This window comes from Streptomyces cahuitamycinicus (assembly GCF_002891435.1).
Lineage (GTDB): Bacteria > Actinomycetota > Actinomycetes > Streptomycetales > Streptomycetaceae > Streptomyces > Streptomyces cahuitamycinicus.
On record NZ_POUC01000003.1, the window covers coordinates 29,707 to 54,245 of the forward strand.

The following is a 24,539-nucleotide window of genomic DNA, read 5'->3' on the forward strand; positions in this document are numbered from 1 at the left end:
GCCAGCTGCCTCGCGGCGATCGTGGGACCGTCGGCGAATGCGGCCGTGATCGATCCGGGCGCGTACTACCAGCTCGTGGCGCGGCACAGCGGCAAAGCAATCGGCATCGCCGACCAGTCGAACGCCGACGGCGCCGCCGTCCACCAGCAGACCCGCGCCGACCGGGCCGCCCAGCAGTTCCAGTTCGTCGACTCCGGCAGCGGCTACCACAAGCTCCGGGCCCGGCACAGCGGCAAGGTGGTGGACGTCTCCTCGGCGTCCACGGCGAACGGCGCGAACGTCATCCAATGGACCGACACCGGCGGCACCAACCAGCAATTCCGCGTCGTGGACACCGACAGCGGATACGTCAAACTCATCAACCGTAACAGCGGCAAGTCGCTGGACGTCTGGGAGCGCTCCACCGCCGACGGCGCGCGGATCTCCCAGTACACCGACACGGGCGCCGCCAACCAGCAGTGGCAACTGGTCCGGGTCGACGCGGCTCCGGTCCCGAAGTACGCCGGCTATCTCTTCACCTACTTCACCGGCGAGAACACCTCCGCCGGCGAGCAGGTCTACTTCGCGCTCAGCCAGGGCAACGACCCGACCCGGTGGCGGCAGCTGAACAGCGGGCGGCCCGTGCAGACCTCGACCGCAGGCACCCGCGGCGTGCGCGACCCGTTCATCATCCGCTCGCCGCAGGGCGACAAGTTCTACCAGATCGCCACCGACCTGCGGATGTACGGCAACGGCAACTGGGACCAGGTCCAGCGGACGGGCAGCAAGTCCATCGTGGTCTGGGAGTCGACCGACCTGGTGAACTGGAGCGCGCCACGCCTGGCACGCGTCTCACCGGACACGGCCGGCAACACGTGGGCCCCGGAGGCGTACTACGACGAGGAGCTCGGCCAGTACGTCGTGTTCTGGGCGTCGAAGCTGTACTCGGCCGGCGATCCGAACCACACCGGCAGCAGCTACAACCGAATGATGTACGCCACCACATCCGACTTCCGGACCTTCAGCGCCCCACAGGTCTGGGTCGACAAGGGCTACTCGACGATCGACTCGACGCTCGTCAAGCACGACGGCACCTACTACCGCTTCACGAAGGACGAGCGGAGCGCGTCGCAGACTTCATGCGGCAAGTTCATCCTCGCGGAGAAGTCGGCGACCATCCTCAACCGCAGCTACTCGTTCGTCGCTGAGTGCCTAGGGAACAACGCGATCAGCCAGGGCGAAGGTCCGTTGGTCTTCAAGTCGAACACCGACGAGCGCTGGTACATGTTCATCGACGAGTACGGAGGGCGGGGCTACGTCCCGTTCACGACCACCGACCTCAACTCCCGGCAGTGGTCACCCGTTTCCGGCTACACCATGCCCGGCCGGCCGCGCCATGGCACCGTCCTGCCGGTCACCCAGGCCGAGTACGACCGGCTCCTGCAGCGCTGGGGCTGAGCCGCCTTGCGGGGGAGCCGCCGACTGCTCGATACGCCGAGTGCCCCACCCGTATGACCACTGGACTGAAACGATCACTGCCGAAAGGGTTCCGTCATGTCCGGTACTCGCTCTCGCGTCTTCCTTGCCGCGGTGACGGCGCTGTGGGTGGCGCTGTCCGTCGGCGTCGTGCAGCCGGCCTCCGCCGCACCTGGCCGCCCGTACACCAATCCGATCAAGTCCCAGAAGGGGGCCGATCCCTGGCTGGAGTACTACAACGGCAACTACTACCTGATCACGACGACGTTCACCAACAAGCTGCTGATGCGCAAGTCGCCGACACTGGCCGGACTCGCCACCGCGCCGAGCGTGCAGGTCTGGGAGGACAGCACGGCATCGCGTGGGACGAACTTCTGGGCCCCCGAGATCCACTTCATCGACGGCCGGTGGTACCTGTACTACTCCGCCGGCCAGGTCGGCGCCAACTGCTGCGACAGCCAGCGCACCCATGTGCTGGAGAGCGCCGGTGCGGACCCGATGGGCCCGTACACGTACAAGAACGCGCTCACCGGCTCCAATCTCACCCCGGGCGGCTGGCTCATTGACGCCAGCGTGCTGCGGCTCAACGGCTCGCTCTACCTGCTCGGCAGCGGGTTCGTGGGCGGCAGTGAGCAGAGCCTGGTGATCGCGCCGATGAGCGGCCCGCACACGCTCGCCAGCCGCACGTTCAGCGTCATCTCGCAGCCGACCAACTCCTGGGAGCGGTCCGGCGCGCCGGTCAACGAGGCGCCGGTGGCGCTGCAGCGCGACGGCCAGACCTTCGTCACCTTCTCGGCGAGCTCGTGCCAGACCGCCGACTACAAGCTGGGCATGCTCACCTACAACGGTGGCGACCCGCTGGCCGCCTCGTCCTGGACCAAGGCGGCCGGCCCGATCTTCCAGCGCAACGACGCCAACAGGGTCTACGGGCCGGCCCACAACGGCTTCTTCACCTCCCCGGACGGCACCGAGAACTGGATCGTCTACCACGCGAACTCGGCCTCCAACGGCGGCTGCGGCAACGCGCGGACCACCCGGGCGCAGAAGTTCACCTGGAACGCGAACGGGACGCCGAACCTCGGCACTCCGGTGGCAACCGGCGTAACACTCGCCGGCCCGGCGGGCGAGACCGCGGCCACGCCGTCGGCATACCGAATCGTCAACCGCCACAGCGGCAAATGCCTCGACGTGTCCGGCGCCTCCAGCGCCGACGGTGCGGACGTCATCCAGTACAGCTGCACCGGCAGCACCAACCAGCAGTGGCGCATCGGGGATCTGGCCAACGACACCAGCCGGCTCGTCAACGTCCGCAGCGGCAAGGCGCTCGACGTCGACGCCTGCGGCTCCGCCGACGGCACCAACATCCAGCAGTGGTCGTGGCTGGACAACAACTGCCAGAAATTCCGCATGATCGTCACCGATCAGGATGGCTGGGTGCGGCTGGTCAACGTCAACAGCGGCAAGGTCGCCGACGTGCCCGGCTGCGGCACGGCCGACGGATCCGCCGTACGGCAGTGGAGGTGGCTCAACAACAACTGCCAGCAGTGGCGGCTGCAGCCCGTCTGAGGAGTCAGCCCCGTCTGAGGAGTTAGCGATGCGCAGACGTACTTTCCTCGCCGTCCCCGCACTGGGCGCGGCGGCCACAGCGACCCTGCTGACCGGATCAGTGGCGTGGGCGTCACCGTCGGTGACGTACACCAACTCGCTGATCGCACGGCGGGCCGACCCGCACATCTTCCGGCACATTGACGGCTACTACTACACCGCGACGGCGCCGGAGTACGACCGGATCATCCTGCGCCGGGCAGCGACGCTGCAAGGACTGGCCGACGCGAGCGAGTCGGTGATCTGGCGCAAGCACGCCAGCGGTGACATGGGTGCGCACATCTGGGCGCCGGAGATCCACTCCATCAACGGCAAGTGGTACATCTACTTCGCTGCGGGCCGCAGCAACGACATCTGGCGGATCCGGATGTGGGTGCTGGAGAACAGCAGTCCCGACCCGTTCACCGGTACCTGGGTCGAGAAGGGGCGCATCGTCACCCACGCGGACACGTTCTCCCTGGACGCGACCACGTTCACCCACAACGGCACCCGCTACCTGTCCTGGGCCCAGCAGGACCCGGCGATCGGCAACAACAGCAGCCTCTACCTGGCGCTGATGAGCAACCCGTGGACGATCTCCGGCACTCCGGCACGGCTGAGCGTGCCGACGCTGTCATGGGAGACCATCGGGCACAAGGTCAACGAAGCCCCGTCGGTGCTCATCCGCAACGGCAAGGTGTTCATGACCTACTCGGCTAGTGCCACGGACAGCAACTACTGCCTGGGGATGCTGACCGCGTCGGCGTCCAGCAATCTGATGAGCCCGGCGTCGTGGAGCAAGAGGCAGCAGCCGGTGTTCAGGTCCAACGCCGCGACGAGCCAGTACGGCCCGGGGCACAACTCGTTCACGGTCTCCGAGGACGGGCAGAGCGACGTGCTGGTGTACCACGACCGCAGCTACCGGGACATCAGCGGCGATCCGCTGAACGACCCGAACCGGCGGACCCGAATCCAGAAGCTGTACTGGAACGCCGACGGCACACCGAACTTCGGCATCCCGGTGCCGGACGGGGTCACGCCGCACCGCTTCAGGTCGTACAACTTCCCGGACCGGTACATCCGGCAGGTCTCGTTCCGCGGACGGATCGACGCGAACATGGCGAACCTGGCCGAGTCGCAGTTCCGCATCGTCACCGGGCTGGCCGGAAGCGGCACGGCGTCGCTGGAGTCGACCAGCCATCCCGGCTACTACCTGCGGAACCGGAACTACGAGATCTGGCTGGACAAGAACGACGGCACGAAGGGGTTCAAGAACGCTGCGAGCTTCACCCGGCAGGCCGGCCAGGCCGACCCGGCCGCGGTGAGCTTCGAGTCGGTCAGCGCCCCGGGCCGCTATCTGCGCCACTACAGCTACGCGCTCCACGTGCAGCCGTTGAGCACCGCCACCGACCGCGCGGACGCCACCTTCTACCTGGAGTAGCCGGCATGCGACTGAAGTCAGCCCTCGCGGGCGCAAGCCTGCTCATCAGTGCGCTCGTTGTGGTACCTGGCCATGCGGCGTACGCGGCGGCGACGCGGTACGAGGCGGAGAGCGCCGCCGCCAGTTGCGTCGGCACCATCGATGCGAACTGGTCCGGGTTCTCCGGCACCGGCTTCTGCAACGCGAACAACGCAGTCGGTGCACACGTGCAATTCACCGTGAACGCGGCGTCGGCGGGCACGGCCACGCTCGGCATACGCTTCGCCAACGGTGGGACAACTGCGCGCCAGGCACACGTTCTTGTCGACGGCGTGGCCGTCCAAAGTGTCTCGTTCGAGCCCACCGGTTCCTGGTCGACCTGGATGACGAAAACCGTCACGGTTTCGGTGAGCGCCGGCGACCACACCGTCCGGCTCAGCCCGGCTGCCTCCACCGGACTGCCCAACATCGACTATTTGGACTTTGGTCTCGGGGGAGGGCTGCCGGGCAGTTTCCAGTGGAGCTCCAGCTGAGCCGAAGCACGATAGTTGTCACATAGGCAAGCTGGTTGTCACCGACGGTGTTGTGGGTGGTTGAGAGCCTGAGCGCGACAGGTCGACAACCGTGGTCATCCGTCTCCGGCCTCCCAGTTCTGGTTCTCCTGGGTCGGCCTCTGCGGGCTCAGAGAAGCGGCGTTGTCAGTGGGTTCTGCCAGGGTGTGCGTTGTGGATGAACTGGTGGAGCGTGTCGACGATCAAGATCGTGTGCTGGGGATGGTGGTCAGCCGCCGGCAGGCCATCCAGGAGGGTTGGCTGCACCGAGTCGCCGTGACGGTGTGTCGTGATGAGCGTGGACGGATCCTCGTCCACCGACGGTCGGAGCAGGTGTCGCGCTTCCCCGGGCTCTATGAGGTCGAGGTCGGTGGTGCCGCAAATGTCGGCGAGTCCTATGAACAGGCCGCCGCGAGGGAGCTGGCCGAAGAGCTGAGCATTCGTGCGCTGCCGCGCCTGCTGTTCACGTTCATCGACCGCAGCGGCCTGAGCCCTCACTGGCTCGGCGTGCACGAAGCCGTGGTGCCGGACGCCGTGGTCACCGATCCCGATGAGGTCGCCTGGCATGGCTGGCTGACCGAGCCGGAGCTGCGGTCGGCCCTGCTGGAGTGGCGCTTCACCCCCGACAGCCACGAAGCCTTCAGTCGGTATTTGGCGTTCCGGACCGCGCGGTCCTGACCTTGCCCATCACGCTCAGGCTCAGCGTCTGTCGATCGCCTTGGTCAGGTGCTTGGCGTGGTCTTCGAGTAGCGGCTTGAGGGCGCCGTAGTAGGGCTGGTAGTCCGTTGTGCGGAGCCAGTGGAAGACGTTGTGCCGCTCCCGCGTCCAGACAGCGCGTAGCGCTGGATCGGGTGCGATGTGCGGTGGGCAGGGGGCGAAGTCGGGCTCGCCTTCGGTGGCGCGGGTCCAGATGTAGGCGCTGACGGCCAGGCGTCTGCGGTCGTCGCTGATGGGTTTTCGGTGGCTTGTGAGGACCGGGAGCTGGGCGAGGATGTGCTGCCAGTTCTCGGGTTCCAGGGTCCAGGTGGCGAGGGCCTCGCGTCGGCGCTGGTAGTCGATGACAGGCCCGGCGAGGAGTTCGGCGGTGATGGCGTCGAGGGCCTGTTCGAAGTCGCGGGCCGTACCGCTGGCGCGGAGATGGCGGTTCAGCAGCTGTGTGTAGCCGTTCCTCTTGCCCTGGGGGTTGATCCCGAGGAACTGGGCGGCTTCGACAGGTGCCCGGCTGCGGCTTTATCGGGCCTTGTACGCCATGGCGCAGCGGGACAAGTTGTGTGGAAGAACGCGGGTCGGATCACCAATGGCAGTCCAGCGAGCGTCGGCATCCCCCACCTTGCCGGTAGTGCCCGTCACCGCGGCTCGTGCGGTAGCGCCATGCGGTCGGTGCCGGTGGCGGTGTCGAGGGCCTGAACGTCCGGCCCGGTCGAGCCCCCGTACGTGGCGATCTTGTACTCGGTCGCCGTGAGGGAAAGGGACAGCTCACGGATCGGCGGCGGATCGCGACGGTGTCGAACGTGCGCCCCCGGTGCGTTGGCGGTCGTTCAGCTCGCCCAGCGCGGTGCGGGTCAACCGGACGGCCTGCGCGGCAACCGTGCCGTGGCCGCAGCCGGACAGTTCGGCGGTGGCGGTGAAGAACCGGACCGGCCAGCCACCGTCCGGCGTCCGCCCCGGGCCGAGGAACGCCGCGTGCGAGGTGCCGGCCGCAGCAGCGACCCCACGCCGGTTGGCGTCCGTCGCCGCGGGTCGTCGTCGGAGACGGACGTGGGGCTGCCGCCCCGGCCGTCGCGCCGCACGCACGCATCAACCACCGTGACATCCGGCCAGGACATCGGCCCACCTTTGACGCTCAACGAACCGGCAACCGCCAACGGCGTCCGCCGCTAGCCAGACCTGGCCTTAAGCGGCCGACCGAACGCGTCCCGGAGCGTACCGGCCTGCCTCAGCCGGTGCCGTCCTGTACCGGATAGTGGATGATGACCACACCGCCGGTGGCGTAGTTGGCGACATCGGCGGCCAGCCGCTGGCCGTGCGGCGACGCCAGCGCCGCGTCCATGGCGGCGGCGTCAGCGAAGTCGGCTTCGAAGACCGCGAAATACGGCGCTTCTCCCTCGAGTGCCGCCACGTCGAAGCTGTAGCGCCACGCAAGCGGGCCGGGCCAATTCTTGACCAGCGGAAGGTGGTTGCTCACGTAGTAATCGCGGAAGTGGTCAGGGCCAGCGGGCTTGGAATACAGGACCACCAACTTATGCATGACGACCTCCGTCCAGAGACGAGACCGTAACACTCCGGGTGACCTGGGAGCTCCTGCTAAGAACTGCCGCCGACCTCACTAGGTGCGGAGCATCGGGATCTGGGTGAGGACGGAGGTGGTTTCGAGGAGCGCGTGGGAGTCGGTGGCCAGCCACAGCGGGAGGTCGCCGACGAAGGCTACGACATCGGGGAGGACCCGGGTGGGTCGGGTCGCGCCAGAATCCATAGTCGAGCACACCGGGCTCGGTGGCCGCGGCCTTCGCGAGAGCCGTGAGGGCGGACTCGAAATCGGCGGTGTGCGTGAGTGCGATGTCCCGTACTGCGGTCAGTTGGATCGTCATATGCGCAGGTTAGGGCTTGATATGCGGTCGAGGGAAAGACCGGTACGGGATAGGCTCAGAACGGATCGTTATCAATCGGCAGGGAGGTCACGTGGCGCCGGATACGGTGAGCCTGCGGTACTTCCTGGTGCTGGCGCAGGAGTTGAACTTCACCCGCGCGGCCGCACGGATCGGTATCGCACAGCCCGCACTCAGCGCCCGGATGCGCCGACTGGAGGCGGAACTCGGTACGCCCCTGCTGGTCCGCAACACGCGTACCGTCGTATTGACCACGGCCGGTGCGGCTTTGGCGGAGTCCGTGCCGCCCGCGCTGGCGGCGCTGGACCGGGCATGGGACACCGCCCGGAGCGCGGCGGCCGGTGAACTGGGCACGCTGCGCATCGGATACAGCCTCAGCACCGGGGCCGAGACGACACCGGCCTTGGTGGACAGGCTGATTCGCGGCAACAGCGGACTCGAGGTCGGCGCGGTCCCGATGGCGACACCGGAGATCTCTCCCGCGGTCGCCGACGGCCGCATCGATGCCGGGATCACCCGCGGTGAACAGCCGGGCCGTGGCGTGCGCCGGTTCCTGCTGCGGCGTGCGCGCGTCGGGGTCCAGCTGGCGCAGCACCATCCGCTGGCCGAACACGCGGAGATCGAGATCGCCGACGCGGCCGCGTATCCGCTGCGACTCCCGGACCGTGCGGCAAACCCCGTGATCCACGATCAGCTGTCCGCACTGTTCCGAGACACCCGACCACACTCCCGATTCCACACGCCCGCAGTCTCTTTCGACATGTCTCAGCGCGACCTGCGCGACGGGGCCACCCTCGCCCCGGCCGGGGAAGCCGCGGCCACGGTACAACCGGCCGGTCTCACCTGGCGACCGCTGCGAGGCGCGCCCAGCCTGACGATCCACATGGTCCTCCCACGCGAGCAGTCGCCGCTACACCGCCGCATCCGTGCCGTCGCCAAAACCCTGGCGCACGAGCTGCACTGGCTGCCGGACTGACGCGCAAGAGGTCAAGCGAGACGGACGCCTGCGGTGGCGAGGCCGAAGACCTTTCGCCGGGCGGCCGTGGTGACGGCGAACTCGTGTTCGGTCGGCGTGAACCGGGCCACCGCGTCGACCTCGCGCACCACGGTCGCCGGATTGTGCGGGCGCCCGGTGTTCCGCAGGACCTCGCGGGTGTCGTTGTTTTCGGCGCCGGAAATCCGGCCTTGCCGAGCTTCTGCCCAACGCGTGATCAGGCCTCGAAGACACAAACTCGCGCCCGTCAAGGTTCGATGGCACGGCGCGAGCTGAGTGCGGGGTTCCCGGCGCTCAGCTGTAGTAGGCGATCTTCTCGTCGAGAACCTCCATGGCCCGGCACAGCGCTGCCACCCGCTGCTCCAGGGAGGCACGGCGCTCGCGAAGGAAGGCGACCCGGTCCTGGGGAGGGTGCTCGGCGCGCAGGATGGCGACGAACCCCCGCAGGTCGGTGATGCCGAGGCCGGCCTCGCGGAAGCACGTGACCAGGCCGATCCAGAAGAGGTCGTCCTCGGTGTACTGTCTGCGCCCGCCAGCGGAGCGCCGGATCGGGCCGATGAGCCCTTCGCGCTCGTAGTAGCGCAGCGTGTCGATGGAGACACCGGTGCGGTCGGCGGCCGTTGCCGGGGTGAGAGTGGTCATGGGGCTCCTTTGGTGACTGCCACTACCGCGCTTCGCCGAAGCGCGCCAGGTGCTCGTCGCTGAGCCGCACACGGCGCGCAGCGAGTGCCTCCTCGATCTGCTCCACCCGGCTCGCGCCGACGATGGGATCGATCCCCTGCCGCATCAGCCATGCCAGGACGACCTGGTTCCTCGTGGCCGAGAGCTCGTCGGCGACGTCGTCCAGGACCGCGAGCACCTGGATGGTCCCGGGGTGATCATAAGTGTGCGGAAGCGGCTTGTCCGCGCGCACGTAGGAACCCCACATCAGCGAGCTGTACGACCACACGGCGAGCCCCTCCGACCGCGCGAGGTCCAGGTCCTCGGCGGCGAGCATGCGGTGGCCGGCCTCCGCCACGGGGGTGAGCGGGCGCGGCTGGAGGAGTGAGTGGCGCAGTTGCAGGGCCGTCCACGGTTCCACGCGCTGCTCCCGCGCGAGTGACCGGGCGCGCTCGACACGCCAGGCGGCATGGTTCGCCGCCCCGACCCGCAGAGCCACTCCCTTTGCGACCAGCTCGCCGAAGGCGCCGACCGTCTCCTCCAGCGGCACGGCGCGGTCCTCGGCGTGGGCCCACAGCAGATCGATGTGCTCGACTCCCAGACGTCCCAGGCTCTCCTCCACACCGGCGTGGACGGCGCGGGCGGAGAGTCCTTCGGCGCTTTTCGGCCAGGAGTGCGGAACGAGCGGGTTCTGCCGGACCTTCGTCGCGATCCGCACCGCGTCGCGCGCGCCCGGGCGGGCCCGGAGCCACGCGCCGATGAGGCGCTCGCTGGCGCCGCCGACGCCACTGGGGTCGGTCCAGAAGGAGTAGCAGTTCGCGGTGTCGAGCCAGACACCGCCGCCGGCGACGAAGGAGTCGAGGATCGCGAAGGCCCGGTCGGGGTCGACGCGGGTGCCGAAGTCCATCGTTCCGAGGACGATCTGGGGATCGGTGGTGTTCATGCCGCCTATGCTCGTATCTGGAGCGCGCTCCAGGTCAAGAGCGGTTGTGGCGGACGGTCCGGGACCCGATATCCGGGGCCCGGCGCCGCGCGCAACGGACGCGCGTGACGATGCTCCCGTCGGCGGCGTCCTGATAAGTGGCCGGCCTGCCGAACAGGTCGCACAGGACTGCCGGACAGTGACGCCGTGCAGCTCAGCTCAGGTTGCCGACGGAGCGCCGGAGCGGGTGACAACAGCCGTGCTTTCCGTGCTGCTGGTGACAAGTAGCACGCCGACCTGGTGACAACTGCCGTGCCTCGCCGCGCCGAAGCCGCAGGACAGCGAAGGCCGTTGGTGACAACCATCCTGCTTTGGCACACCAGCGGGATACTCATCTCGCCGAAATCCGATGCGACGCACAACATCCGCGCGCTTAAGGACCCGTCGGTCGTGTACCACAACGGCCGGTATCACGTCTTCGCCACGACCACCAACCAAAGTGGCGCGTACAGCATGGTGTATCTGAACTTCACCACCTGGTCGCAGGCGAATTCCGCCCCACAGCACTACCTCGACCAAACAGCGATCGGCAGCGGCTACAAAGCCGCGCCCCAGGTCTTCTACTTCGCGCCGCAGCAAAAGTGGTATCTCGTCTTCCAGACCGGATCGAACGCGGCGTACTCGACCACGTCCGACATCAGCAACCCGCGGTCATGGACCGCACCGAAGCCCTTCTACGCCAACGGAATGCCGCAGATCATCAGGGACAACATCGGCAACGGCTACTGGGTCGACTTCTGGGTGATCTGCGACAACGCAAAATGCCACTTGTTCTCCTCCGACGACAACGGCCACCTCTACCGGTCGGAGACCTCACTGTCGAACTTCCCCAACGGCTTCGGCAACACCGTCGTCGCCATGCAGGACAGCGCTCGATATCCGTTGTGGGAAGCGGCCAACGTATACCGCGTGTCGAGCTCGCAGTATCTGCTGATCGTCGAGGCGATCGACTCCGGCGGCAAGCGCTACTTCCGCTCGTGGACGGCTCCGGCCATCACCGGACCGTGGACGGCGCTGGCCGCGACAGAGGCCGGCCCGTTCGCCGGCGCGGCCAACGTGACCTTCAGCGGCACACCGTGGACGCGCGACATCAGCCATGGCGAGATGATCCGTAACGGCATCGACCAGACACTGCCCGTCAGCCCGTGCGGAATGCAGTACCTGTACCAGGGCAAGGACCCGAATGCCGGCGACCCGTACAGCATGCTGCCGTGGCGGCTCGGCCTGCTCACCCAAACGAACTCGACATGCTGAGGTGGTCATGAAACGTCGATTGCTCGCCGTGGTGGTCGCGATGATCACGGCAGTCGCGGGCGCCGCCGGAGCCGGGAATTCGATCTCGGTTCCGGCGGCCGCAACGGTGACCGTCAACGGCGCTGTCGGGTACCAGAAGATTGACGGTTTCGGTTTCTCCGAATTCTTCGGGCGCGGGGCCATCATGCGCGGCTCGCAGGGACTGTCGGACCAGAAGCAAAAGGAGGTCCTGGACCTGCTGTTGTCGCGTTCCAGCGGTGCGGGGCTGTCGATCCTGCGGCTCGGGATCGCCTCCGGCAGCGGCTCCATCCAGCCGGTGAATCCCGGTGGTCCGAACGCAACACCGCGTTACGTGTGGAACGGCAATGACGACGGTCAGGTCTGGCTTGCGAAACAGGCCAAGGCTTACGGCGTGAACCGGTTCTATGCCGACGCATGGAGTGCGCCGGGGTACATGAAGACCAACGGCACCGACACCAACGGCGGCACGCTGTGCGGGCTGTCGGGCGCCACCTGCGCCAGCGGCGACTGGCGGCGCGCCTACGCGAATTATCTGGTGCAGTTCACCAAGTTCTACGCCCAGGAAGGGATCCCCATCACCGATCTTGGATTCACCAACGAGCCGAACTGGACCACCGACTATTCGTCGATGCGGCTGACGCCGGCACAAGCGGTGGAGTTCAGCAAAGTCCTCGGGCCGATGGCGGACACCCATGGGCTGAACATGGCCTGCTGCGATGTGGTCGGCTGGGACGGGCAGAAGACCTACACCAATGCGATCGAGGCCGACAGCACAGCACGCGGCCTGGTCGACCTGCACACCGGGCACTCGTACGGCAGCTACCCGAGCACACGCCTGGCCACATCGAAACCGACGTGGATGTCCGAGTGGTCACCGGACGGCACTACATGGAACGAAGCCTGGGACGACGGCAGCGGCTACGACGGATATCGGGTGGCCAACGAGATTCACACGGCGCTGACCGGTGGCAACGTCAACGGCTATGTGTACTGGTACGGCGCATCCACCGGAACCACCCGCGGCTTCATCCAGCTCAACGGTGATGCCTACCGCGTATCCAAGCGGCTGTGGGCGATGGCAAATTACAGCCGGTTCATCCGTCCGGGCGCAACGCGTATCGCAGCGTCCACCTCGGACAGCAATCTGCGCATTTCCTCCTTCCGCAACACCGACGGCAGCGTGGTCATGGTCGCGCTCAACGCAGCCACGAGCGCCAACCAGGTCACGTTCTCCTTGCAGAACACCGGGATCGGCGGCGGCATGGCAACGCCCTACCTCACGAACAGCGGCAACAGCATGACGGCCCAGCCCGCGACTGCGGTGTCGAATGGTGCCTTCACCGCAACCGTGCCGGCGCGATCGGCCGTCACCTACGTCGTGCGGGGCAGCGACTCCGCCACGCGATACGAGGCGGAGACGGCGCCGGCGGTGTGCAGCGGCACCATCGACGCCGACTGGCCCGGCTATTCGGGCACCGGATTCTGCAACGGTGACAACGCCGCCGGCGCCTATGCACAGTTCACCGTGAACGCGGCCAGCGCGGGCACCGCCACCATCGCGGTCAGGTTCGCCAATGGCACCACGACGGCCCGGCCCGCGGATCTCATCGTCAACGGCACGCGAGTCCAGCAGGTGTCGTTCGAGGGCACGGGCGCATGGTCCAGGTGGATTTCGAAGACGCTGACCGTCAACGTCGGCGAGGGCAGCAACATCATCCGCTTCAACCCCACCGGCGCCGGCGGTCTGCCCAACCTCGACTACGTCGAACACGCCCCGGGCTGAACAGCACCCGCACTCCTCCGATCACACCTTCAGGAGTTGTCATGCGAACGGCAGGCAGAACGGCGCTCACCGGCATACTCGGCCTCGGGTTGGCCCTCACCACCGTCTCACCGGCGGCGGCCGCCCACCATCTGACCGACGGGACCTCGGTCGAGCTGATCGCCCGGTATTCAGGCAAGTGCGCCGACGTCGTCAGCGCCTCGACGGCCGACGGCGCCGAGGTCGGCCAGTACACGTGCAATGACGGGCTGAATCAGCTGTGGCGCATCCGCCACCTCGGTAACGGGTATGTGCAGCTCGCCGCCCGCCACTCCGGCACGTGCCTGGACGTCTCGGGTGCCTCTGCCGCCGACAACGCGGCGGTCATCCAGTGGTCGTGCTCCTCCAGGACCAACCAGCAGTGGAAGATCGAGAACACCGGCGCCGGCCACACCCGGCTGATGGCGCGGCATTCCGGCAAATGCCTCGAGGTCCCGGGCGCCTCGACCGCCAACGGCACCCGCCTCCGGCAGCAGACCTGCGGCACCGGGACCAACCAGCAGTGGGAGCTGAACACGGTGTCGAACCCCGCGATCCCGGGACTGTTCGCCGACCCCAACATCGTGCGGTTCGGCGACACGTACTACCTCTACGCGACCACCGACGGCTTCGCCGGCTGGTCGGGCACCCAGTTCCGGGCCTTCTCCTCCAAGGACCTGGTCAACTGGACCGACCACGGCGTGATCCTGGACGTCGACAGCGACATCGCGTGGGCGGACAACTCGGCCTGGGCCCCGGGCATCGCCGAGAAGAACGGCAAGTACTACTTCTACTTCTCGGCCGGTCGCGCCAGCGGCGACACCCGCAAGCTCCTGGGTGTGGCGGTGGCCGACTCACCCACCGGCCCGTTCCGCGACGCCCTCGGCAAGCCGCTCGTGCCGGCCGGCTCCTATGCGGGCCAGATGATCGACCCGGCCGTGTTCACCGACGCCGACGGCAGGTCGTACCTGTACTGGGGCCAGGGCTCCTCGCACCAGGTGCCGCTGAACAGCGACATGGTCTCGTTCAACTCCTCGCAGGTGCGCACCTACCGGCCAGCGAACTACAACGAGGGCAGCTTCGTCGCCAGGCGCGGCAACACGTACTACTTCATGTGGTCGGAGAACGACACCCGCTCAGAGGACTACCGGGTCGCCTATGCCACCGGCTCCTCACCGACCGGGCCCTGGAGCAACCGCGTCGGGACGATCCTCCAGAAGGACCTGAGCCAAGGCATCAAGGCCACCGGCCACCACTCGGTCGTCCAGGTCCCCGGCACCGACCAGTGGTACATCGCCTACCACCGCTTCGCCATCCCGAACGGCGACGGCACCCACCGCGAAACCATGATCGACCGCCTGTACTTCAATGCTGATGGCAGCATCCGACCGGTCGTGCCGACCATTGACGGCGTCGACCCGATATAGGGATCTTCATCAGCGGAGGTATGGCGGCGTGAGGTCGGGTGGGCAGTGTCCAGCAGGCGGGCGTCTTCGGACTCGGTGAAGCCTTTGCGGCGGCCGTGGCATGGGCCGCGGTCGCGTTCACGGCGGATGCGGCGGATCAGACGGTCGCGCCATCCGCGACCGCCAGAACCATGCGTATCGAGGTTTATCCCTTCAAGCCCGAACTGACGACGCCGCGGATGAAGTAGCGCTGAGCGAACAGGAAGATCACCAGGACGGGTACCACGTAGAGGGTGGCGGCGGCCGCCTGCACCGTGGCGTCGGGGTTGCCATGAGGGTCGACGTACAACGAGGCGATAGCGACCGACAGTGTGGTCTGGTCGGGATCGAGGAACAGGGCCGGGGCGATCCAATCGCCCCAGGTCCAGGTGAACGAGAGCACAAAAGAAGTCAACAGCACGGGCCGGGACAGCGGCAGGAAGATCTGCACGAAGATCCGGCCGTACCCGCACCCGTCGATGATCGCCGCCTCCTCCAGTGAGGCGGGGATGGCGGCGAAGAACTGGCGGAACAAGAACACCAGGAATGGCGACGCCGCGAGGCCCCACATCACCCATGGCCAGTACGTGTTGACCAGTCCCACCCTGGCGAACAGCACGTACGTCGGGATCAGGGTGAGGATCTGCGGCAGCATCATGGTGGACAGCACCAACACGAACAGCGGGCGTTTGCCGCGCCCACGCAGGCGGGCGAAGGCAAACCCGACCGCCGCACTGGACAACGTCACAAGAGCCGCGAACACGAACGACAGGAACGCCGAATTCCCCAGGTACGCCAGGAAGTTGATCTCGGTGAGGGCCTGCGTGAAGTTCCCCCACTGTGGATCCTCCGGCAGGATGTTCGCCGGGATCGTCACCCATTCCGCCTTGGTCTTCAACGCGGCAAGCACAAGCCACACGAATGGGCCGGCGAACAGCACCGCGAGCGCCATCAGGATCAGGTAGGTGCGCGCCGCGTTGCCCCGACGGCGTGGGCGCCGACGGGGGCGCCGGGCAGTCGGCGGTGTGCTGACGGCGGGCGGCGTGGCCGCGGTGGTCTGCGTCATCGGTCAGCCTCGCTGTCGACCTCGTAATGCACCCACAGCCGGCTGGACCGCAGCACGATGAGCGTGACGACCAGGATGACCAGGAAGAACACCCACAGCATCGCGGAGGCGTAACCGTAGCGATTGTTGGCGAAGTACTCCTCGTACACCTGCACCATGAACAGGTGGGTGCTCTCCGGCACGTGAGTCACCTGGCCGACCTCGCGCGTCTGCGACAGCAACAGCGGCTGAATGACGATCTGGAAGGTGAAGATGACGCCGGTCACCACCTGGAAGAAGATGACCGGCGAGATCATCGGAACGGTGACGTTCCGGAACACCTGCCAGCGGTTGGCGCCGTCGATGATCGCCGCCTCTTCCAGTTCAGCCGGCACGCCCTGCAGGGCGGCTAGCATGATCACCATCCCGCCGCCGAGTCCCCACAGGATGAGGATGACCAGCGCGTAGAACGCGTTCGGGTCGACCAGCCAGGTGACCGGAGGGATGCTGATCACATCGAGAATCTCGTTGAGGATGCCGACGTCCCGGTTGAAGATCAGCTTCCACATGATGGCCGCGGCAACCATCGGGACGACCGATGGCAGGAAGAAGATCGCCCGGAACAGGCCGACCGCCTTCAGCCGCTGGTTGAGCAGCACCGCCAGACCGAGCCCGCCGGCCACCATGATCGGCACCGCGATCGCTGTGAACGCGAGGGTGCGGACCATGCTGGCGAGGACATCCGCGTCGCCAAAGAGCTCGGTGTAGTTGCGCAAGCCCACCCAGCGCCAACGTGGGCTGTGACCGTCGAAGTTGGTAAAGCTGATCGCCAACGCGTAGCCGAGCGGTAGCGCCGTGAGCAGTGCGAAGCCGAGCAGCCACGGCGAGGCGAACAGGTAGAACGTCCGGCTGGAATACCGCTGCCAGCCTTTCCTGCGTCGCCGGGTCCCTTTCGTTGTCATGGCGGTCACTAGCCGATCTGGTCCTTGCCTTGCTGCAAGAGCTTGTTGATCTCATCGGTGATCGCCTTGCCTGCGGCCTCGACGGTGACCTCGTTCTTGATGGCCCGCAGAAGGTGCTTGTTGAGTACGGGGTCCCATGCGGTGGCGCCGCCGATGTAGGGAGAGTCGGGCAGTTGCTCGGCGTACTCCAACTCGGCCTGCTGCGTCTGATAGACCTGCTTCTGGTACGGCAGCTCCTGAGGCATCATCTCCAGCTGCGACTTCAAGGCCGGAATGCCCCAGCCGCTCTTGGCCCGGTCCTCCGACGGCTTCCCGGCCATGAAGTACTCCATGAGCTTCCAGGCCTCGTCCTTGTGCTTGGCCTTCGCGGGGATGTAGGCGCCCCAGCCCGCGTACGTCGGACTGATCCGCTTGTCGCCCATCACCGGCGCAGGCGCCATCGCGATGTTGTTCTTGATCTCGTCGGACTCTTCGACGAAATTGCCGCCGTACCAGTAACCGTCTTGGGTGATCGCCATTCGCTTGGCGAGGAACAGCGACAGGTCTGCGCCGTCCGGCGCCGGGTCGAGGGAGGTGGGACCTACGCCGGCCTTGGCGAAGTCGACGTACCACTTCAGCGCTCGCAGGGCCTGCGGCGTGGTCATATCGGTCTCGGTCAGGTCCGAGCTGTAGACCTCGCCGCCCTGCTGGAGAATCATCATCGAGAGCGGCGCGTACAGGTTCCATGCCCATTCCAGGCCGAGGCCGTAGACCTGAGTCTTGCCGCCGCTCTTCTTGGTCAGCTTCTTCCCGATCTCCAACAGCTCGTCGTAGGAGATCGGCTCGGTCGTGCTCAGCGGCTCGATCTTGGCCTCTTTGAACAGCGCCCGGTTGTACCAGAGCGTCGCGTCCTGGCTCCAGTCCTTGACGAGCCCGTAGTACGGGCCACTGCCGATCTGCTTGCCGTCCCACCGGAAGCTGTCGTTGACAGGCAGCAGGCTTTCCTTGTTCAACACGCTGCTCTTGTCCAGGTACTGGTCCAGCTCGGTGGCCAACCCCTGTGCATTGGTCCGCGCACTGCCGACGGCCGGCCCGCGCACGAAGTCCGGCGGCTCGTTCGAGGCGAGCATCGCGTTGAGCCGGGTGCCGTCGTGCGCAATAAACCTGATCTTGATATCGGGGTTCTTGGCCTCGAAGTCGGCGATCTGCTCCTTCGTCAGCTCGTTGGCCATGTACATGACGGTGAGGACGGTCTTGCCGTCGCCGGACTCCGTGCTGGCGTTGCAGGCTCCGAGCAGCGGCACTGATAACGCGCCACCGGCCGCAAGCGCCGAACTGGTGAGGAAGCGGCGCCGGCTGATGTGTTGGCCCGGCGGCCTGGGGAACTGGTTCGCGGCGCCGGCCGGAGCGGCGCCGATCAGCTGGGTGCGGCGGGGAAGCTGGGGCACGAGCGCTCCACTCGAAGGGCGTGTTGAAACGCTTCAACATTTGGGACTCGGAAGCTAGTCCCACGCCCGAATAGTGTCAATACAAACGGTTAAACTTTCGATTGCTTGCGCATGTTGCCGGCCCCGTACAGCAGCGCCATGGCGGCGACCGATGTGATCCCGTTGCCGGCGGTGAAGTGACGGGAGGAGCGGCAGAGCAGCTCGTCGCGCGGAACCGGGCGGAGAAGCGTGAGCAGGTGCCACGCTGTGTCGGCGGCTGCGGTGAGACTCGCGGCCGTCTTGTCGTGCGCCAGGTCATCACAGATGCCCTCTAGGAACGCGTAGCACGCACCGGGTCGGCGATCAGGGCCCTCGCCGCGGCAACCTGAGGCCTATGGCGGCAAGGAGGTCGGGGAGCTCATCACCGATGGTGTGCAACCACCGGATCGCCCACGGCTCGGCCGCGGCGGCGTAGTAGCTGTGGGGTACCCGCTCAAGGGCCGCACCTGGGAATGCGAGCTTGAGGAGGTCGTCCCCGAAAGGCCGCACGGTCTCGGTCGGGTCGGTGAACAGGTGCTCGGCGAACGCCTGGGACCGTCGCGGGGGAACTGGTCGATGACGATGCCCGCCAGGTCCGGAGTGTCGCTGTCGGCCAACGCCTGGGCCATCATGCGGGTCACGATGTCGGTGGCCGCGGGTCGTACGTCCAAAGGCTGGGAGTGCGCGGTGCCGCACGCGGCGAGGGCGGGTGCGGCGAGCAAGGCTGAGGCCCAGTCCGGTGCCGGCGCACAGCAGGGCGCTGCGGCTGACCGGGGTGCGGTCAGTCATGGCCGGATCCCCGCGGTGCGCGAAGTGTGAGCCGCCGCAGCGGCAGGAGCGACACGGCGTCCACGGACGTCCGGGCGTGGGCGGCGTCCAGGCCGTCGCGCGCTGTGGGGTCCACATAGATGCGGCTCTCGCGGGCCGCCGGGAGGATCCGGAGCTCGATCCCGTGCCGGACGGCCTCGGCGGCGAAGCGCCGCAGCCCGATCTCCCAGACCGGGCCGTACCAGAAGTGGTCGGCGATGAGCTTGCCGCCGATGTAGGCCCGGGCCACGTCGCCGGTGTACTGGATGCGCAGCAGGACCTCACCCGCCTCCTCGCTCTCGTCGAAGACCTCGGGCAGGACGGCGATGTGATGGACACTGGCCCGTTCGAAGTCGGCGTCCAGCGGTGCGGAGGCCCGGCCGTGTGCACGCGCAGTTCCTCGCCGTCGGCGAGCACCAGGTCGTCGCAGAGCACCAGCCGGTCGCATCCCCAGATATGGACGCGGCTGACTTGCCGCCCCTGCTCGGCGGAGAGCACCAGCACGCGGACCGGGCCGTGCGGTCCGTGGACCGTCAGCAGCGCGCCGGTGCCGGGGTCGAGCACGGTCACCAGCGTGCCGTCGGCCGCCTCCCGTACCCGCACCGTCGTGTCCGGCCCCTCGACCCGCGTACCGGCGGGCAGGTGCAGCCGCGGCGTGACACCCTCGGTGGCCGCCAGTACGGCGGTGGGTGTGACGTCGATCTCCAGGCGGGTGAGGGGCTGCGCGGCCGCCCAGTTCAGGCGCACGCCGGGGCCCAGCTCGTATCCCAGCGGCCAGACGAAGTGGGCGCCGGAGGGCACGGTCACCGGCTCCTCGGGCAGGGTCACCGTGCCGCCGGTCAGCTTGACGGAGAAGCGCACGTCCTCGTGGTCCGGCAGCGGCTCGTGTGGCTGGTGGTTGTTGACGAAGAGGAAGCCCGTGTCGCCGCGCGAGCGTACTGCCCAGCGCAGGGTCGTGCGGTCGTCGAGGCCGCCGGGCCTGGCATCGGGCAGCGACAGCGGCATGTCCGCCAGCTCGGCGCCGGCGTCATGGAGGAGGAGATGCTGCCGGCGCAGCGCGTGGTAGGCGGGCCGGACCTGGCCGTACTCGCCGAGCGGCGCCTGGAAGTCGTACGTGACCGAGGGCAGGTCGTTGGGATAACCGGTGGCGTGCGACTCCTGGTTGGGAACGCCGTGCTCCAGGCGCTGCGAGCAGCCATGGTAGAGGTAGTAGCCCTGCCACACCGAACCGCTGCCGATCTTGGTCAGCGCCAGCGCCGTGACGTCCCGCTCGGGCACCAGCGGCCGCCGGTGGTAGGCGATGGCCATGCCGCCGCCGAGCTCGCAGGTGGCGTACGGATAGCGGCGGTCGTCCGGGCCGCCGGCGGGCGCCGCGTTGCGGAGGTCGGCCCCGATGGCATGGTCGTCGCGGACCGGGGTGAAGAAGTAATGGCGGCGCATCTCCCGCGCCCACCCCGGGTGGGCGTCCTCCCAGAACGCCTCCGGGTAGCCGCCGTACAGCGGCAGCAGCACGTCCGGGGGTATGCGGGCCCCGCCCCAGGCGGTGGCCGTCCACAGGGGGGCGTCGGCCCCGGCTTCCTCGGCCATGCGCCGCAGCGTCGCGAGGTGCCCGGGCTGGTCGTACAGCTCGTTCTCGACCTGTACGGCGATCACCGGGCCGCCGTCGCGGTGCCACAGACCGCGCAGCTCGTGGGCTATGCGGGCGAAGTAGGGCCTGACAAGCGCCAGGTACGCGGGGTCGTCCGTGCGCGGGACGCATTCTATGCCGGCCAGCCAATCGGGGAAGCCGCCGTTCCGGCATTCCCCGTGTGACCAGGGCCCGATGCGCACGGCTACCGACAGTCCCAGCGCCGCGCAGAGTTCGACGAACCGGCGGATGTCGAGGTCGCCGTCAAAGCGGTAGGCCCCCCGCTGCTCCTCGTGCTGGTTCCAGAAGAGGTACGTCGCCACCAGGTTGATGCCGCCGGCTCGCATCTTCAGCAGCTCCTCGCGCCATTCGACGGCGGGGTACCGGCTGAAGTGGAATTCGCCCATCACCGGAATCCACGGCCGGCCCGCCCGCAGCACGCGTCTGCTGTCCACGGTCAGGGGCACGGGTGGCCCGTGCGGGCTGCCCATCGCGAGATGACCGGTGACGGGAACGGATGGTTCTTGGGCGCGCAGCGACAGCATGGCAGGTGCCTCCTGCAGGGGGCGGCTCGGGAAGTAGGTTCATCGAAAAGGAAGTCGGCATGGTGTCCTGCGCCGAGATCTATGACCATGGTCGGGACCTTGACGCCGGACAGGTCCTGCGAGAACGAGGCGGGGGCGAACAGGACGGCGGCCTGCAGCTCCGGCCGCTGGGTGGCGGCGTGGATGGCACCGCCGCCACCCATGGAATGTCCCATCACGCCCAGCCGGTCGGGGTCGACTCGGCCGGCGACGGGGCTTTCCTCGGTGAGGTAGTCCAGCGCGGCCAGCAGCTGCCGGCCGCGGGCGTCGTCCCGGTCGGTGGGGCTGTTGGTGTCGATGCCGACGACGACGAACCCGAACGAGGCGATCCAGTGCCCCATCCAGGCACCCTCGTCCTTCCAGCTGGCGGTGTAGCCGGGCACGACCGCGGCCACGCCCCAGGTGCCCAGGCCGGTGTCCTTGGGGTAGTAGATCTTCCAGCCGTTGAACCCGTGGCTGGGCTCGACGTCCAGCTCATCGGTGGCGAAGGTTCCCCTCTCGGCCGCGACGCTCTCCACGGTGGGGTCCGGGCCCCGCTCGTACGGGTTCCCATGGGCGGAGGCCGGCGGCATCGCGACCACCGCCGTGATCATGCCCACGATGGCCGCGAGCAGGGCCACGCCGAGTCTACGAGGCTCGCTCCTTCCGCGGGGTACTGCCCGGCCGGTTCCGGTGCCGGCGGGCGCCGGGAGTCCGGTGACGCTTCGCTGCATTGCCGTGTTCCTCCTTGCGGTGACGCTCGACGGACCCGAGAAGGGCCTTGCGTGCGGGTTACTCGAGGTGCTCGCCGACAAGGGCGAGGCACTGGATGGCCGTCAGGCCGAACTGGGCACTCGCATTGGTGGAGAACTTCGCCTCGGCGATGGGGTTGAGCACGGCCGGACCTTCGATGCGCTCCGATGTGAAGGGGTGATCCTCGGGGTAGCCCGCATGCCCGGTACGCAGCTCCTTCCAGGCACGCTGCGCGAGCGCCTCGTCCCCCAGCTGCTTCGCCGCGTACGCGGTGGCCCGCGCATACGCCTGCCGCAGGTTGAGGTTGCCCCAACTGGCTCCCGTGGCCGCGCGCTGCTCCTCCGGTGTGGCCTTGTAGAGCCGGCAGCTCGGTCATGACCTCGATCAGCCCGAAGACGGAGCTCAGCGCGCCCACGGCGACGATCTTCTCGTCCGGTCCGGAAAATGTGCCGTCGGACAGTTTGTACGTGACGCTGCCGCCCTGCACCCAGCCGTTGGGCAGGGCGGCGATCGTCCTGGCGCCATTGATCAGCTTCGTGCGGGCGACCGGATCGCCGCCCCGCTCCCTCGGTGAGCCACGCCCCCGCGAGCGCGCCCCAGTCGGTGGAGATCCCCACCGGGAGCGCCTCGGGGTCGGGGTCGAGCGGACCGCCCTCGCGTATCTTGCGGAGCGGGTCGAGGGCGAGGAAGCTGCGGTCGGAGTCGATCAGGTCGTGCATCAGGTCACCGGCGCGTTCGTCGGGTGCAGCTGCCAGAAGTTGCGCATGCCGAAGGCCAGGCCGCCGGTCGGGGAGCCGACGTAGGCCAGTCCCCGCGACCGGCGGCCGCCGTCCACCCGGACCCACGAGCGGCCCTGCGCGGTGCGCTTGTGGATCTCGAATCCGTGGGCGTTGAGCTGGCGCAGGCTGTAGTCACCGAAGGCCGGGATGTACTGCAGGCGGGAAGTGACCCGTTGGTCCCAGGTGGCGGTGTCGGGCGTCGTCCGTCCTTCATACTGGGCCCGCCTGACGTTCTCTCCCGGGTCGCGGCGCAGCCCCGTTATCCCGCGTACCGTCTCCGCGAGCACGCCGTTGCCGTCGCCGGCGAAGCGGACGTGCCGGTCGTGCAGCGCTCCGCGCATCGGCACCGTGAACTGCATGCCGGGGCCGTTGATGAAGTCCTTGTCCTCGTTCCCGTCGAAGACGAAGGTGTGCACCACGCGGATGGCGTCCGAGCCCGCGTACAGGTAGAACCGCACCACGAAGGGAAGCCAAGCGCGCCGGCCCTTCTCATGCTTGCCCTCGACCTTGATCACCGCGCGTACGGGGCCGTCCTGCTCGACCTGCACCGAGCGCACGACGCCGCTGAACGACTCGGTCCTGACGACGGCAGCGCCGTCGGTGCCCGGCTGGTCTTGGCGGGAGGCGACCAGGCGTCCGCCGTTGGCGATGACCGTGCCGCCGCGCCGGACGGCCGTGACGACCTGCTTGCCCGAGCGCCCGAAGGACACCTCGATAACGCCGGTGTTCACGGTGACTTCGGCACCGCCGGTATGGACGGTCAGGGGCGTGGCGGGCGAGGCCGGGGAGCCGGACCGGAGCCGGTATGCGGCGGCGCGCGGCGCGGCTCCGCTGATCGCGTGGGCCGTCCACTTCACGGAGCCGTCCGGCCACCGGCCGGTGGGCCAGCTCTGGCCGATCCGCCCTCGATGTTGTTCTGATCGGTGCTGTTCGGCCCCATGTCGGCCTCCCACAGGAAGTCGCCTTCGCTCGAATAGGCCTCGATGCTCTGCGGGGAGGTTTGGCGGTCGATCACGTAGTCGTACTCGCCGTCGCCGGTGAGGTCGCCGACCCACACGAACTGGATCCGGCCGCCGTCGCGCAGCGGGACGCGGACCACCGGTTCGTCGGCGGCATCGCCGTCCAAGGTGAATGCGCCACTGGGCTCGCCCTCTTCGCCGTCGACCACGGGCGTGACCCGGTAGCTGTTGGACTGCGAGAGGTCGGCACCGGAGTCGACGAAGTTGGTCCCATCGGTGAGGACGTCGTCGTTGATTTGGGACCAGTCGCCGTCGCCGGTGGCGCGGTAGACGTTGAAGCCGATGTTCTCTGGGTCCAGGCCGAGCAGCCGCCAGGAGACCAGGACGTCGCTCTCGCCGGAGCGCACGGCCACCACGCCGCGCCCCAGGTTCTCCATCGGACGCGCGGCCGCCGCGGTCGTGCCCTGAGCCGTACCGGTGCCGGGGGAGGCGGTGCCCAGCTGCGAGAGGCCGACGACGAGGATCATCGCCCCGGCCGCTGCCACCGCGGTGGAACCTGCCCGGCGTAACCCGCTCCGACGTCTGTGCCTGTGCTCCACGGGAGCTCCTCATGCTCGTATACGTGCGGAGTATCAGCACATGTTGAACCGTTTACACAGGGCGCGATGCAAGCACCGTGAGGAGGGCATGTCAAGAGCGGTGTGTTCCCGCCTCCCTCGCGCTTGACGTGTCACATCGATCGGCTCATCATCGAGTTCAAACGGTTAACACTCCGAGGCAATAAAACGGGATGCAGGGAGGTCGGATGCCGCGTCGGATCGCTTCC

At 67.8% G+C, this 24,539-nt stretch carries 20 protein-coding genes and 5 pseudogenes; 9 read left to right on the plus strand and 16 right to left on the minus strand.

What is annotated here, in order from left to right; all coding sequences use genetic code 11:
- Positions 1–69 precede the first annotated feature (69 nt).
- The 5 genes and pseudogenes from C1J00_RS00845 to C1J00_RS00865 form a co-directional block, all read left to right on the plus strand.
- Positions 70–1,422 (plus strand): annotated as a pseudogene (locus C1J00_RS00845) (RICIN domain-containing protein); the annotation flags it as partial.
- Positions 1,423–1,533: 111 nt separating this feature from the next.
- Positions 1,534–3,021, plus strand: coding sequence for a family 43 glycosylhydrolase (locus tag C1J00_RS00850; protein ID WP_102907102.1), 1,488 nt, complete (start codon positions 1,534–1,536; stop codon positions 3,019–3,021).
- A gap of 28 nt (positions 3,022–3,049) precedes the next feature.
- A complete protein-coding gene (locus C1J00_RS00855) occupies positions 3,050–4,480 on the plus strand; it encodes a family 43 glycosylhydrolase (RefSeq protein ID WP_102907103.1) in 1,431 nt (476 codons plus the stop codon).
- A gap of 5 nt (positions 4,481–4,485) precedes the next feature.
- The gene (locus tag C1J00_RS00860) at positions 4,486–4,992 is read left to right on the plus strand and encodes a carbohydrate-binding protein (protein WP_102907104.1); all 507 of its coding nucleotides are present in this window, start codon (positions 4,486–4,488) and stop codon (positions 4,990–4,992) included.
- 192 nt (positions 4,993–5,184) lie between these two features.
- On the plus strand, positions 5,185–5,688 hold the full coding sequence (locus tag C1J00_RS00865) for an NUDIX hydrolase (RefSeq protein ID WP_439333369.1): 504 nt from the start codon (positions 5,185–5,187) through the stop codon (positions 5,686–5,688).
- A 798-nt stretch (positions 5,689–6,486) separates the two neighbouring features.
- Here C1J00_RS00865 and C1J00_RS00870 read toward each other — a convergent pair.
- The 3 genes from C1J00_RS00870 to C1J00_RS44955 all read right to left on the minus strand — a co-directional run bounded on the left by C1J00_RS00870 (position 6,487) and on the right by C1J00_RS44955 (position 7,483).
- Positions 6,487–6,804 (minus strand): PhzF family phenazine biosynthesis protein, encoded by a 318-nt coding sequence (locus C1J00_RS00870; protein WP_245936130.1) that lies wholly within the window; start codon positions 6,802–6,804, stop codon positions 6,487–6,489.
- A gap of 142 nt (positions 6,805–6,946) precedes the next feature.
- Entirely contained in the window at positions 6,947–7,258 is a 312-nt protein-coding gene (locus C1J00_RS00875; RefSeq protein ID WP_102907106.1) for an EthD family reductase, read from the minus strand.
- Between the two features lie 78 nt (positions 7,259–7,336).
- On the minus strand, positions 7,337–7,483 hold the full coding sequence (locus C1J00_RS44955) for a hypothetical protein (protein ID WP_180989345.1): 147 nt from the start codon (positions 7,481–7,483) through the stop codon (positions 7,337–7,339).
- A 206-nt stretch (positions 7,484–7,689) separates the two neighbouring features.
- Between C1J00_RS44955 and C1J00_RS00880 the strand changes: the two genes are divergently transcribed.
- Positions 7,690–8,592 (plus strand): LysR family transcriptional regulator, encoded by a 903-nt coding sequence (locus C1J00_RS00880; protein WP_102907107.1) that lies wholly within the window; start codon positions 7,690–7,692, stop codon positions 8,590–8,592.
- Positions 8,593–8,603: 11 nt separating this feature from the next.
- Here the strand turns inward: C1J00_RS00880 and C1J00_RS45825 are convergent, their stop codons facing one another.
- The 3 genes from C1J00_RS45825 to C1J00_RS00890 are packed head-to-tail and all read right to left on the minus strand — an operon-like array spanning position 8,604 to position 10,213.
- Positions 8,604–8,861, minus strand: coding sequence for a hypothetical protein (locus tag C1J00_RS45825; RefSeq protein ID WP_219728299.1), 258 nt, complete (start codon positions 8,859–8,861; stop codon positions 8,604–8,606).
- 43 nt (positions 8,862–8,904) lie between these two features.
- On the minus strand, positions 8,905–9,252 hold the full coding sequence (locus tag C1J00_RS00885) for a MerR family transcriptional regulator (protein WP_102907108.1): 348 nt from the start codon (positions 9,250–9,252) through the stop codon (positions 8,905–8,907).
- A 22-nt stretch (positions 9,253–9,274) separates the two neighbouring features.
- On the minus strand, positions 9,275–10,213 hold the full coding sequence (locus C1J00_RS00890; RefSeq protein WP_102907109.1) for an aldo/keto reductase: 939 nt from the start codon (positions 10,211–10,213) through the stop codon (positions 9,275–9,277).
- Between the two features lie 351 nt (positions 10,214–10,564).
- On the opposite strand from C1J00_RS00890, the pseudogene C1J00_RS00895 reads away from it, so the two are divergent.
- The 3 genes and pseudogenes from C1J00_RS00895 to C1J00_RS00905 all read left to right on the plus strand — a co-directional run.
- Positions 10,565–11,506, plus strand: a pseudogene (locus C1J00_RS00895) (glycoside hydrolase family 62 protein); the annotation flags it as partial.
- 7 nt (positions 11,507–11,513) lie between these two features.
- Positions 11,514–13,310 carry a glycoside hydrolase family 30 beta sandwich domain-containing protein gene (locus tag C1J00_RS46245; protein WP_219728300.1) on the plus strand — a complete coding sequence of 599 codons (1,797 nt, stop codon included), beginning with the start codon at positions 11,514–11,516 and terminating at the stop codon, positions 13,308–13,310.
- 41 nt (positions 13,311–13,351) lie between these two features.
- The gene (locus tag C1J00_RS00905) at positions 13,352–14,755 is read left to right on the plus strand and encodes a family 43 glycosylhydrolase (RefSeq protein ID WP_102907111.1); all 1,404 of its coding nucleotides are present in this window, start codon (positions 13,352–13,354) and stop codon (positions 14,753–14,755) included.
- 38 nt (positions 14,756–14,793) lie between these two features.
- Here C1J00_RS00905 and C1J00_RS48145 read toward each other — a convergent pair.
- The 10 genes and pseudogenes from C1J00_RS48145 to C1J00_RS00945 all read right to left on the minus strand — a co-directional run.
- Positions 14,794–14,910 (minus strand): annotated as a pseudogene (locus C1J00_RS48145) (IS630 family transposase); the annotation flags it as partial.
- Between the two features lie 29 nt (positions 14,911–14,939).
- Positions 14,940–15,839 (minus strand): carbohydrate ABC transporter permease, encoded by a 900-nt coding sequence (locus C1J00_RS00910; RefSeq protein ID WP_102907112.1) that lies wholly within the window; start codon positions 15,837–15,839, stop codon positions 14,940–14,942.
- Entirely contained in the window at positions 15,836–16,780 is a 945-nt protein-coding gene (locus tag C1J00_RS00915) for a carbohydrate ABC transporter permease (protein WP_102907129.1), read from the minus strand. The genes C1J00_RS00910 and C1J00_RS00915 overlap by 4 nt, the downstream gene beginning before the upstream one ends.
- An 8-nt stretch (positions 16,781–16,788) precedes the next feature.
- Positions 16,789–18,207 (minus strand): ABC transporter substrate-binding protein, encoded by a 1,419-nt coding sequence (locus C1J00_RS00920; protein WP_102907113.1) that lies wholly within the window; start codon positions 18,205–18,207, stop codon positions 16,789–16,791.
- A gap of 342 nt (positions 18,208–18,549) precedes the next feature.
- Complete coding sequence (locus C1J00_RS00930) at positions 18,550–21,114, minus strand: beta-galactosidase (RefSeq protein WP_245936131.1); 2,565 nt, start codon at positions 21,112–21,114, stop codon at positions 18,550–18,552.
- Between the two features lie 2 nt (positions 21,115–21,116).
- Positions 21,117–21,863, minus strand: coding sequence for a dienelactone hydrolase family protein (locus C1J00_RS00935; RefSeq protein ID WP_102907115.1), 747 nt, complete (start codon positions 21,861–21,863; stop codon positions 21,117–21,119).
- A gap of 151 nt (positions 21,864–22,014) precedes the next feature.
- Positions 22,015–22,507: pseudogene (locus tag C1J00_RS46255) on the minus strand (exo-rhamnogalacturonan lyase family protein).
- A gap of 94 nt (positions 22,508–22,601) precedes the next feature.
- Positions 22,602–22,694: pseudogene (locus tag C1J00_RS47565) on the minus strand (hypothetical protein); the annotation flags it as partial.
- The gene (locus tag C1J00_RS46260; protein WP_245936132.1) at positions 22,694–23,611 is read right to left on the minus strand and encodes an exo-rhamnogalacturonan lyase family protein; all 918 of its coding nucleotides are present in this window, start codon (positions 23,609–23,611) and stop codon (positions 22,694–22,696) included. The gene C1J00_RS46260 and the pseudogene C1J00_RS47565, both read right to left, overlap by 1 nt.
- The gene (locus C1J00_RS00945; protein WP_245936133.1) at positions 23,608–24,258 is read right to left on the minus strand and encodes a rhamnogalacturonan endolyase family protein; all 651 of its coding nucleotides are present in this window, start codon (positions 24,256–24,258) and stop codon (positions 23,608–23,610) included. Before C1J00_RS00945 ends, C1J00_RS46260 begins: the two co-directional genes overlap by 4 nt.
- Between the last annotated feature and the right edge of the window lie 281 nt (positions 24,259–24,539).